An 11,637-nucleotide genomic window follows, 5' to 3' on the forward strand; every position below is an offset into this window, starting at 1 on the left:
TTGAATGGTTCGAAATTTGAAGTATATGCGCGATGAAGGCGATGGTGGTATGATTCGACAAACCGGCAACGACAGCGACACCCAAACTGACGGCGTTACCGCGACGGACGGCAATCAGGCTGAGACCCGCCCGGAGGTCTGCGCCATGCTGGGTGTCTTTGCGCTCTATTGGCGCATCGACTCCTGCATCGAAGACACCGTTGACCTGCCAGACCTGAGCCGGATGGAATGCCATGTGCTGGTGCGTCTGGGCACGCCTTGCCGGATGGGAGAGCTGGCGCGGATGTTGCAGACGGTGCCTTCGTCGGTAACCACGGCCGCCGACCGGCTGGAACGGCAGGGTCTGATCCGCCGCAGCAGGGATCCGCAGGACAGGCGCGCCTGGTTGTTGTCGCTCACCCCCGACGGCGCCGCCAAACGCCAGTATCTGGTCGAGGCGATGACGGACCTGTTCCAACGTATTTCCGGTTTGGACCCGGAGGAAATCAAACAATTTGCGGCCTTGTCGGCCAAGATTCATGACACAGTCATTAAAGCGGACGCGAAGCCGCGTCGGAAGGAGTAACCCATGCAGCTGAGTTCGAGAGTCATCGCCGGGGTCGCCGCGTTGCTACTGGTGGCCACGCCAACACTGGCCCAGAACGTCCTGAAACCCGTGAAACTGATGGAAACACGCTCAGGCGCGGTGCCGATCCAGCGCGAGTTCTTCGGTCAGGTCGCGGCAAAAGAGACGGTGGATCTGGCGTTTCAGGTCGGCGGACAGGTTGTGAAATTCCCTGTCACTGAGGGGGCTTTCCTGCCAAAGGGGGCTCTGGTCGCGGAGTTGGATCTGGAGCCGTTCGAGCTGAAACTGGGACAGGCCCAGCTGCAAAAAGAGCAGGCGGACCGAACCGTCACGCGGCTGGAAAAGCTGACCGGCACGGTCAGCCAGGTCTCCATCGACGATGCCGAAACCCAGGCCGGACTGGCCCGCATTGCGCTCAGGGATGCCGATTATGCGCTGGAACATGCAACGCTGAACGCGCCATTTGATGCCCTGGTGTCCAGCCGTGAGGTCGCCCTGTTCAGCACCGTCAGCGCCGGCAGCCCGATTGTGCGCCTGCACGACATGTCGGAGCTGCATATCGAGGTCGATGTGCCCGAGGTTCTGTTTCAGCAAGGCGAGGACAACGACGCGCTGACCATCACGGCAAGCTTCCCCGGCAGCGACAAGACCTACCCGCTGGAAATCCTTGAGTTCGACGCCGAGGCCAGCAGCGTTGGCCAGACCTATCGCGTGACCTTCCGTCTTGACCCGCCCGAGGACCGCCAGATTTTCCCCGGGGCCTCGACCTCTGTACGGGTGACCGTAGATACCGGCATGTCTGCGATTGTGGTCCCGCCAACCGCCATCGTGCCCGCCGCCAACGGCGACACCGGGGTGATGCTGTTTACACCCAAGGGCGCGGATGAGGGCACCGTCACCTGGACCAGGGTCGAAACCTCGGCCACCGACGGTGGCCAGATCGAGATCGTCTCGGGGCTGAACGGTGGCGAAGAAATCGTGCTGACCGGTGGCAGCGCGCTTGCTGACGGGGCGGCCGTGCGTCGCTTCACCGGCTTCACCAACTGAGGGCGGATCAGATGGACATTGCACGCGGGTCGATCAATCGGCCGCTTTATACGTGGATCATCATGCTGGCCGCCCTGTTTGGCGGTATCTGGGGGTTCTTGAACCTCGGGCGGCTCGAAGATCCGGCCTTCACCATCAAACAGGCTGTAGTCATTACCCAATACCCCGGCGCCAGCGCCGAGCAGGTGGCGCTGGAAGTATCAGAGCCACTGGAATCAGCGATCCAGAAGATGGGGGAGGTGAAGCAGATCACCTCGATGAACCAGCCGGGCCTGTCGCGCATCGATGTCGAAATGCAGGACACCTTTGACGGCACCGAACTGCCGGGCCTCTGGACCAAGCTGCGCAAAGAGGTCGAAGACGCGGCGCGGAACCTGCCCGACGGCGTCAGCGACCCTTTTGTGAACGATGGTTTCGGTGATGTGTTCGGGGTCTTCTACGCCGTTACCGCCGAAGGCTTCACGGATGCCGAACGCCACCAGCTGGCGACATTCCTGCGCCGAGAGCTTCTTGCGGTTGATGGCGTCGCCGACGTCGAAATCGCGGGCCTGCCGGAAGAGGCGATCTTTGTCGAGCCGAAGATGGCGATCACCGTCAACCAGAATATCCCGATTGGCGCGGTTTCGAACGCATTGGCCACCGCCAATTCCGTCCGCCCTGCCGGTCAGGTCGACAACGGGCCTGCCCAGACACGCATCAGCGCGCCCGAAGGCTCGGACTCGGTGACGGAAATCGCCGGGCTGACGATTGGCTCTCAGGGGGAGGTTATCAATATCATTGATATGGCGGATGTGCATCGCGGCCGCCTCGATGATCCCTCGCAGATCATTCGTTTTGACGGCGTCGAGGCCTTTACCATGGGGGTTGCGGGCCTTGCGACTGAAAACATCGTTGAGGTCGGCCAGCGGGTTGATGCACGGCTGGCGGAGCTGAGCACACAGATCCCCTATGGTGTGGAGCTGAAGCCAATCTATCAGCAGCATGTGGTCGTAGACGAGGCCTCCAATGCCTTTCTCGTGAACCTCGCGATGTCGGTCAGTATCGTTGTCATCGTGCTGGCGGTCTTCATGGGGTGGCGCGCGGCTGTTGTTGTCGGCGCCACCCTGCTGCTGACGGTTGTTGGCACATTGATGTTCATGAATATCTTCGCCATCGAAATGGAACGGATCTCGCTCGGGGCGCTGATCATTGCGATGGGGATGCTGGTGGACAATGCCATCGTCGTGGCCGAGGGGATGCAGATCTCCATGGCCCGGGGCCGGACCTCACGCGAGGCCGCGCATGAGGCTGCATCGAAAACCCAGATCCCGCTGCTGGGCGCGACGGTGATCGGGATCATGGCCTTTGCGGGGATTGGTCTCAGCCCGGATTCAACCGGTGAATTCATGTTCTCGCTCTTTGCGGTGATCGGGATTTCGCTGTTGCTCAGCTGGCTGCTGGCGCTGACCGCGACGCCGCTGCTGGGGCATTACTTTTTCAAACAGGGTACCGGCGACGATCAGGATGCCTATTCCGGCCTCTTGTTCCGCACCTATGGCAATATCCTGCGCCTGTCCCTGCGGCTGCGCTGGCTTGTGGTGCCGGGTCTGTTTGCGATCACGGTGCTGTGCTTCATCGGTTTTGGTCAGGTGAAACAGCAGTTCTTCCCCAACTCCAACACGCCGCTGTTCTTTGTGCATTACAAGCTGCCGCAGGGTACGTCGATTGCGACAACCTCCGAGCATATGCGTGTGTTTGAGGACTGGCTGGCCGAACGGGACGATGTAGAGACGGTCGCGACCTTTGTCGGGCAGGGGGCCACGCGCTTCATGCTGACCTATGATTCCGAAGACCCGAACCCCAGCTATGGCCATCTGATCATCCGCGCAACGAGCCTTGAGGGCATCCCGGCTCTGCAGGCGGATCTGGAGGACTTCGGTCAGGGACGCTTCCCCGAAGGCGAATTCCGCACCAAGCGGCTGGTTTTTGGCCCCGGTGGGGGGGCGCCTATCGAAGTCCGTTTCGCCGGCCCTGATCCGCGCGTGCTGCGCCAGCTGGGCGACGAGGCCATGCAACGGCTGCAAGAGGCGTCGCAGGACATCCTGAGTGTGCGTCAGGACTGGCGCGAGCAGGAGATCACGCTGAAGCCGATCTATGCCACCGATCGGGCACAGACAGCCGGTGTGTCGCGCGATGCCATCGCTGATGCGCTGCAATTCTCGACCGACGGTCTGCGCACCGGCGTGTTCCGGGAGCGGGACCGCCTGATCCCCATCGTCCTGCGCCGACCTGCTGACAGCTCCTATAATCTGATGGACCAGCTGGTGTTCTCAGAGGCGGCGGGCAAATTCATCCCGCTTGAGCAGATGGTCGACGGGGTCGATGTGGTGGTGGAGAACACCCTCGTGCATCGTCGGGACCGGGTGCCGACCTTGACCGTTGGTGCCGATATCCGGGCGGATCTGACCGCAGCCACCGTCTTTGCCCAGGTGAAGGACAGCATCGAGGCGATGTCGCTGCCGACCGGCTACACCATGGAGTGGGGTGGCGAGCATGAGAACTCAGCCGATGCCAATGCCAGCCTCGGCAAGCAGCTCCCGGTGACGATCCTGATCATGGTTCTTATCTCGGTACTGCTGTTCAACGCGATCCGTCAGCCGATTATCATCTGGCTGCTGGTGCCGATGTCGGTCAACGGGGTGGTGATTGGTCTGCTTGGCACCGGTATGCCCTTTACCTTCACGGCGCTTCTGGGCCTGCTCAGCCTCTCTGGCATGCTGATCAAGAACGGCATCGTGCTGGTTGAGGAAATCGATCTGGTCCGGGCCGAGGGCAAACCCCTGCGGGAGGCCATCGTCGAGGCATCGGTGTCGCGTCTGCGCCCGGTGATGCTGGCGGCGGTGACAACCATCCTTGGCATGGTGCCGCTGCTGACCGACGCGTTTTTCGTGTCGATGGCGATCACCATCATGGGGGGGCTGGCCTTTGCCACCATCCTCACGCTGGTGGCCGCGCCGGTGTTCTACCTGATCTTCTTTGCCCGCGATGAAAAGCGCGAACAGGCTGCCGCAGCCTGATCCCGCCCCGCTGAACTCTGAAAAAGCCCCGGTTGCAGAACCGGGGCTTTTTCTATGCGAATGATCTCGCTCAGGTTGTGCGCGACCCTGTGCGGCTGACAGCGTGTCGTCCCCATGATGCGTGCAGTGGCGTCAGGCATCACGGGAGAACCCTGCCATCGCGGCCCCCGCAGCCCGTCAGGGCAGGGGCAAGGCAGAGGCGGAGGGCAGACATCTGCCTTAAGAGTTTCGCGCATTGAGCGAGTCGCCCGGTGACGCCTCAATTGGGGAAATGGCCGACCCAATTCCGCCTCAATCCCGATGATTCCTTTCCAAATTCCGATGCGACATCAGCAGACACAGGAAAAAATGCACCAAAATCCTTGCTGGAAAAGTTACAATTATTCATGTGTTTAAGTGGAATTATTCTAAAAGTGTTCAGGAAGGTTAAGGAAAATATAGAGATGTGGCGCAGTGATGGCCGCAAATATCGGCCGCGTTAACCGGACGTTAATCACGTCACATTCTGCACCTCTTTCTGACAGCTCCCTACAACTCCAAGCCGCATTCCAGCCCCAGCAGACCCTGATGATGGCGATGTGGGAAAAACTGGAGTGGACCATGAAACGCATTATCGGACTTATCGCCGCCGCCTTTATTTCGAGTACAACCTTTAGCCTCCCTGCCGAGGCGCAATCCGCAGGCGTGCGCGCCGTCGAGGGCTGGGAAGCTGTCGGACGGCTTAATATTGGCGGGCGCAATATGTGTACCGGCAGCCTCATCGCGCCAAATCTGGTGCTGACCGCCGCACATTGTCTCTATAATCCGCAGACCGGGCAGGCGGTAAACCCGCGCAATATCAAGTTCGAGGCCGGCCTCAATGGCCGCCGGGCCAAGGCGTCACGCCGTGTGGTGAAGGCTGTTGTTCATCCCGGCTATCGTCACAGCTGGTCCAGCAACAGCGCAGCGGGCAGCGATATTGCGGTGCTGCGTCTGGACCGCCCGATATCCGGCAGCGAGATCCGCCCCTTCGTGCTTGCCGCTGCGCCGACACCGGGGGAAAGCGTGGATGTACTGTCCTATACGGTGAACCAGGCCACCCGACCGGCCCGCGAAAAAGACTGCCAGATCCTGTCCACCCGCAGCGCGACGCTGGTAACCTCCTGCCGTGTCGAATATGGCGCCTCCGGCTCGCCGGTGTTGCAGATGCGTCCGGGCGGCACCCCGCGGCTGGTCTCGGTGATCTCTGCCAAGGCGCAGATGGGTCGCAAACGGGTTTCACTGGCCACCCCATTTGATGGATCGCTGCGTGCGCTGATGCGCCGCGCGGGCTGAGCACGGGCTGTCCGGCCTCCGCTCCGTTTCCCACAAAAGCGTTTGTAGGAGGCGGGCCATCCCTGATCAGCCAAAAACCCCGGAGCCTCGGCTCCGGGGTTTTCCTATGTCCGAACCTTTGCCCAGCCCTCCCAGCAGGCCGCCTGTTGCGGCGAGGGCAAAAGAAAAGGCCCCGACGCAGGTGTCCGGGGCCTTCCAATAGGTTCGATCTCTGCCTGCCTCGGCAGATCAGCCCTGCAAGCTCTTCACTTCAACGTCACCTTCTGCCTGCGCCTTGATCGCGCGGGCGGCGGCATTGGCACCGGCTGCGGTGGTGAAATAGGGGATCTTGTCATAGAGCGCGACGGACCGCATCTCCTTGCTGTCTTCAACCGCCTGCGCGCCTTCGGTGGTGTTCATCAGCAGCTGGACGTTTCCGTCCTTCAGCATATCCACCACATGAGGGCGCCCCTCATAGACCTTGTTGACCAGTTCGCAGGGCACGCCGTGCTCATCCAGCCAGGTCTGGGTGCCGCGTGTGGCAACCAGGGTAAAGCCCTGTTCCACGAGGATTTTTGCGGCGTCCAGCATCAAAGTGCCCTTGTCGGCATCCTTGATCGAGATAAAGGCCCGGCCCGAGGATGGCAGCACCATGCCAGCCCCCATCTGCGCCTTCAGGAAGGCGCGGGCAAAGCTGCGGTCCCAGCCCATGACTTCGCCGGTGGAGCGCATCTCGGGGCCGAGGATGGTGTCGACGCCGGGAAAGCGGGCAAAGGGAAGCACCGCCTCCTTGACCGAGAACCACGGCATGTCCGGGTCGGCCAGGGTCATCGGATCCGCCATCGGCACGTTGACGTCATAGCCTGCGTCCGGCTCATAGGGCGGGCGCTTAGGGAAGTTCGACAGCGGCTCACCCGCCATGACACGCGCCGCGATGGAGGCGATGGCGCTGTCGGTGGATTTCGCCACAAAGGGCACGGTGCGCGAGGCCCGCGGGTTGACCTCGATCAGGTAGATCACGTCATTGCCGTCGGCGTCAGGTTTGACCGCGAACTGGATGTTCATCAGGCCAACCACATTCAGCGCCTTGGCCAATGCGTTGGTCTGGGTCTTGACCTCGGCGATCACCTCTTTGGACAGCGAGTAAGGCGGCAGCGAGCAGGCACTGTCCCCAGAGTGAACCCCGGCCTCTTCGATATGCTGCATGATGCCTGCGACATGCACGTCGGTGCCATCACAAATCGCATCCACATCCAGCTCCACCGCGCCCGAGAGATAGCTGTCGAGCAGAACCGGGCTGTCGCCGGAGACCACGACCGCCTCGGCGATGTAGCGCTTGAGCTGGTCCATATCGCGCACGATCTCCATCGCGCGGCCACCCAGAACATAGGACGGGCGGATCACCAGCGGGAAGCCGATTTCAGCTGCGATTTCAATCGCCTGCGCGTCGGTCGAGGCAATGCCGTTATGCGGCTGCTTGAGCCCCAGCTGGTTGACCAGCGCCTGGAACCGCTCGCGGTCCTCGGCCAGGTCGATGGCGTCGGGCGAGGTGCCAAGGATCGGGATGCCTTCCTCTTCCAGCGCATTGGCCAGCTTCAGCGGGGTCTGGCCGCCGAACTGCACGATCACCCCGTGCAGGGTGCCGTTTTCCTGCTCCTTGGTGAGGATTTCCATCACATGCTCAAAGGTCAGCGGTTCAAAATACAGCCGGTCCGAGGTGTCATAGTCGGTCGACACCGTTTCCGGGTTGCAGTTGATCATGATGGTCTCGAAGCCCGCGTCGGTCAGCGCGAAACAGGCATGGCAGCAGCAGTAATCGAACTCGATCCCCTGGCCGATCCGGTTTGGGCCACCGCCCAGAATGACAACCTTCTTGCGGTCGCTCGGCCGGGCCTCGCATTCCACATCGCCAAAGGCCGGGGCCTCATAGGTGGAATACATATAAGGCGTCTGGGCCTCGAATTCGGCGGCGCAGGTGTCGATCCGCTTGAAGACGGCCTTGACGCCCAGATCACGGCGGGCGCGGCGCACGTCGGTCTCGCTCTTGTCGGTGAGTTTCGCAAGGCGGGCATCGGTAAAGCCCAGCATCTTGACCCGGCGCAACCCATGCTCATCCTGTGGCAGGCCCTCGGCGCGGATCTCGGCCTCGGCCTCCACGATTTCGCGGATCCGGGCCAGGAACCAGGGATCGAACTTGGTGACGGCCTGGATTTCATCATCCGACAACCCGTGCCGCATCGCCTGGGCAATGGTCCGCATCCGATCGGGGGTCTGCTTGCTGATGGCCTTGATCACCGCAGCCTTGCCATCGGTGCCATCCTCGGCGCCGGGAATGGCAACCTCGTCAAAGCCGGTCAGACCGGTCTCCATGGACGCCAGCGCCTTTTGCAGGCTCTCGTGGATCGTGCGGCCAATGGCCATGGTCTCACCCACGGATTTCATCGCCGTGGTCAGATAGGGCTCGGAGCCTGCGAATTTCTCAAAGGCAAAGCGCGGGATCTTGGTCACAACATAGTCGATCGTCGGCTCAAACGACGCCGGTGTCACGCCGGTGATATCATTGTCCAGTTCATCCAGCGTAAAGCCAACCGCCAGCTTGGCCGCAATCTTGGCAATCGGGAAGCCGGTTGCCTTGGACGCCAGCGCCGAGGACCGCGACACACGCGGGTTCATCTCGATCACCACCATGCGGCCATCCTCAGGGTTCACCGCCCATTGGACGTTGGAGCCGCCGGTTTCCACGCCGATTTCGCGCAGCACCGCAATCGAGGCAGAGCGCATCATCTGGTATTCTTTGTCGGTCAGCGTCAGCGCCGGGGCCACGGTGATCGAATCACCGGTGTGCACGCCCATCGGGTCGATATTCTCGATCGAGCAGACGATAATCGCGTTGTCGGCGGTGTCGCGCACCACCTCCATTTCATATTCTTTCCAGCCCAGCAGGCTCTCGTCCACGAGGATCTGATTGACCGGCGAGGCATCCATGCCGGAGCGGCAGAAATGGATGTAATCTTCGCGGTTATAGGCGACGCCACCGCCGGTGCCACCAAGGGTAAAGGCCGGGCGGATGATCGCGGGCAGGCCGATGTCTTCCAGCTCGTCCAGCGCCATCTGCACGCCTGCATCCAGGTCGGCGCTGCCGTTGGCTTTCTTCGGGGCGGTGATGATTGTGGCGCGGGGGTTTTCCAGTCCAAGCCGGTCCATCGCTTCGCGGAACAGCTTGCGGTCTTCTGCCATTTCAATGGCTTCGCGCTTGGCGCCGATCATCTCGACGTTGAATTTCGCCAGCACACCCATCTCTTCCAGCGCCAGTGCGGTGTTCAGACCGGTCTGTCCCCCCATGGTCGGCAGCAGCGCATCGGGACGTTCCTTTTCGATGATCTTGGCGACCACCTCCGGGGTGATCGGCTCGATGTAGGTGGCATCCGCCAGACCCGGATCGGTCATGATCGTTGCCGGGTTGGAGTTCACCAGAATGACCCGGTAGCCCTCTTCACGAAGCGCCTTGCAGGCCTGCGCGCCGGAGTAGTCAAACTCACAGGCTTGGCCGATGATGATCGGCCCCGCACCAATGATCATGATCGATTGGATATCGGTTCTTTTCGGCATGGCCTGAATCCCTCTGATTTGCGCGAGTCATGGGCACCCCCGTGCGCCCAAATTGTCCTGCGTTATAGGGACCGCACCGAAAGGTTCAAGGGGGATCGGAAACCGAATTGGAAATGCCGCATCCGTGGGTTTTGTTCGCATAGCGAACGGATATATGTGGAGAGGTCATAACGACGGAGCAGGCTGACGTGCGGATTCGCTTTGATCAGGGGCCGATGGGGGCCGGGACATGTTTTGAAACGCCGCTGCGCATGATCCGCGCAGAGCGGGCCGAAGATGTGCCTGCCGCGCTGGCGGCGCTGGATGCGGCGCGCGACGCCGGCCATTGGCTGGCGGGCTATGCGTCCTATGAGTTGGGCTATGCGCTGGAGCCAAAACTGGCGGGCCGGATGCCTGCGGGGCGGCGGCTGCCGCTCATTTGTTTTGGGGTCTATGCGGAACCGCGAGCGCAGAACATTGGGGGCCGGACCCGACCGCAGGCGGAAAGCGAAGCTGGTCTTGAAGGAATTACCCCCCGCTGGACTTTTGACCGCTACGCCGAAGCCTTCGCAGAGGTGAACCGCAACATTGGCCAGGGCGATATCTATCAGGCCAACCTGACCTTCCCGATTGATGCCGACGCTTATGGGACATCCGAAGACATCTATGCCGCGCTTCAGGCCAGACAGGCCGTCGGCCACGGTGCCTTGGTCCAACAGGAGGGGCTGCCGGACCTGCTGTCACGCTCGCCAGAGCTGTTCTTCCGCACGGATGCAGAAGGGGGCATCGAGACCCGCCCGATGAAGGGCACCCAGCCGCGCAGCGACGATCCGTTGGAGGATGCCCGCCGCCGCGACTTTCTGCGCCAGGATGAGAAGAACCGCGCCGAAAACCTGATGATCGTGGACCTCTTGCGCAACGATATCTCACGCGTCGCCGAGACCGGGTCTGTGCATGTGCCGGAGCTGTTTGCGGTCGAGAGCTATGCCACGGTGCATCAGATGGTCTCCACCGTCCGCGCCAGATTGCGGCCCGACGCGGGGCTTGCGGAGATCTTTGCCGCGCTGTTTCCCTGCGGTTCCATCACCGGCGCCCCCAAGATACGCGCGATGGAAATCCTCGCGGAACTGGAACCCTGGGCGCGCGACATCTATTGCGGCACTATCGGCTGGGCGGCGCCGGACGGCCGGGCAGAATTCAATGTGGCAATCCGCACGCTGATGCTGGACGCGGGCCGCGCGATGCTCAATGTGGGTGGTGGTGTGGTCTGGGACAGCACCGCAGATGCAGAATATGAGGAAGCCCTATGGAAAGCCCGCTTTGCCCGCGTGACACCCTCCAGAACGATCCCGCTTTCAGCCTGATCGAGACGCTGGGCTGGCATCCGGGGCAGGGCTTTCGTCACCTGCGGCTGCATCTGGCCCGGATGGCGCGCAGCGCGGCTCTGTTCGGGATCGCTTTCGATCCAAAGCGGGCGGAGGCGGTTCTGGCGGAAGCCACCGATGCGGCGCCGCTGCGCTGCCGCCTGACGCTGGACGCGGCTGGCCAACTGGCGCTGACCACGGCTCCGCTGGGCGGCACGCCTTCTGAATGGCGGCTGGGGGTCGCGGAGACCCGGCTGGAAGCGGACGACATGTGGCTTCAGCACAAGACAACCCGCCGCGCGCTCTACGATGCCGCGCGGGCCGCGCTGCCGGAAGGCGTGGATGAACTCCTGTTCCTGAACGAGCAGTGCGAGGTTTGCGAGGGCACTATCACCAATATCTTTGTAACCCGCCCGGACGGGCAGGTGATCACGCCGCCGCTCAGCTGCGGCCTGCTGCCGGGTATCCTGCGGCAGGTGATGCTGGAGCGGGAGGAATGCACGGAGGCGGTGCTGCGTCTTGAGGACCTTAGGTGTGCCAAGGCCATCCATATGGGCAATTCCCTGCGCGGGCTGATCCCGGCACGTCTGGTGTAACGGGGGCGCTCCCGCGGACAAGCCGCCCTTCTGGCTGACGCCAGCGGGCCCTTGCCCTTTGGGCGTGGCAGCGCACCATTGGGTGCGCTGCGGTTCCGCAGAACGCAACCAACGCCGTGCCAGAGGCA

General features: G+C 62.2%; 7 protein-coding genes. 6 read left to right on the top strand and 1 reads right to left on the bottom strand.

Annotated elements, in window-relative coordinates; all coding sequences use genetic code 11:
* Positions 1 to 49 precede the first annotated feature (49 nt).
* From VWZ87_RS11670 to VWZ87_RS11685, 4 genes are all read left to right on the top strand, one after another.
* The gene (locus VWZ87_RS11670) at positions 50 to 565 is read left to right on the top strand and encodes a MarR family winged helix-turn-helix transcriptional regulator (RefSeq protein WP_416535015.1); all 516 of its coding nucleotides are present in this window, start codon (positions 50 to 52) and stop codon (positions 563 to 565) included.
* A gap of 3 nt (positions 566 to 568) precedes the next feature.
* Positions 569 to 1,612 (top strand): efflux RND transporter periplasmic adaptor subunit, encoded by a 1,044-nt coding sequence (locus tag VWZ87_RS11675; RefSeq protein ID WP_340546208.1) that lies wholly within the window; start codon positions 569 to 571, stop codon positions 1,610 to 1,612.
* 11 nt (positions 1,613 to 1,623) lie between these two features.
* Positions 1,624 to 4,668 carry an efflux RND transporter permease subunit gene (locus VWZ87_RS11680; protein WP_340546207.1) on the top strand — a complete coding sequence of 1,015 codons (3,045 nt, stop codon included), beginning with the start codon at positions 1,624 to 1,626 and terminating at the stop codon, positions 4,666 to 4,668.
* 600 nt (positions 4,669 to 5,268) lie between these two features.
* Positions 5,269 to 5,982 carry a trypsin-like serine peptidase gene (locus VWZ87_RS11685; protein ID WP_340546206.1) on the top strand — a complete coding sequence of 238 codons (714 nt, stop codon included), beginning with the start codon at positions 5,269 to 5,271 and terminating at the stop codon, positions 5,980 to 5,982.
* 228 nt (positions 5,983 to 6,210) lie between these two features.
* On the opposite strand, the gene carB is transcribed toward VWZ87_RS11685, so the two are convergent.
* Positions 6,211 to 9,570, bottom strand: coding sequence for a carbamoyl-phosphate synthase large subunit (carB, locus tag VWZ87_RS11690; protein WP_416535016.1), 3,360 nt, complete (start codon positions 9,568 to 9,570; stop codon positions 6,211 to 6,213).
* Positions 9,571 to 9,758: 188 nt separating this feature from the next.
* Here carB and VWZ87_RS11695 point away from each other — a divergent pair, with 188 nt between their 5' ends.
* Together VWZ87_RS11695 and VWZ87_RS11700 are read left to right on the top strand one after the other, a co-directional pair.
* A complete protein-coding gene (locus VWZ87_RS11695; RefSeq protein WP_340546204.1) occupies positions 9,759 to 10,913 on the top strand; it encodes an aminodeoxychorismate synthase component I in 1,155 nt (384 codons plus the stop codon).
* Positions 10,856 to 11,509 (top strand): aminotransferase class IV family protein, encoded by a 654-nt coding sequence (locus VWZ87_RS11700; protein WP_340546203.1) that lies wholly within the window; start codon positions 10,856 to 10,858, stop codon positions 11,507 to 11,509. The genes VWZ87_RS11695 and VWZ87_RS11700 overlap by 58 nt, the downstream gene beginning before the upstream one ends.
* Positions 11,510 to 11,637: the final 128 nt, after the last annotated feature.

Source organism: Phaeobacter sp. JH20_37, from assembly GCF_048056015.1.
Taxonomy (GTDB): Bacteria; Pseudomonadota; Alphaproteobacteria; order Rhodobacterales; family Rhodobacteraceae; genus Phaeobacter; species Phaeobacter bryozoorum.

Bases quoted from the DNA above. Each gene is read 5' to 3' on its own strand.
- VWZ87_RS11670 (WP_416535015.1), top strand. From the start codon at position 50: ATGATTCGACAAACCGGCAACGACAGCGACACCCAAACTGACGGCGTT.
- VWZ87_RS11675 (WP_340546208.1), top strand. From the start codon at position 569: ATGCAGCTGAGTTCGAGAGTCATCGCCGGGGTCGCCGCGTTGCTACTG.
- VWZ87_RS11680 (WP_340546207.1), top strand. From the start codon at position 1,624: ATGGACATTGCACGCGGGTCGATCAATCGGCCGCTTTATACGTGGATC.
- VWZ87_RS11685 (WP_340546206.1), top strand. From the start codon at position 5,269: ATGAAACGCATTATCGGACTTATCGCCGCCGCCTTTATTTCGAGTACA.
- carB (WP_416535016.1), bottom strand. From the start codon at position 9,570: ATGCCGAAAAGAACCGATATCCAATCGATCATGATCATTGGTGCGGGG.
- VWZ87_RS11700 (WP_340546203.1), top strand. From the start codon at position 10,856: ATGGAAAGCCCGCTTTGCCCGCGTGACACCCTCCAGAACGATCCCGCT.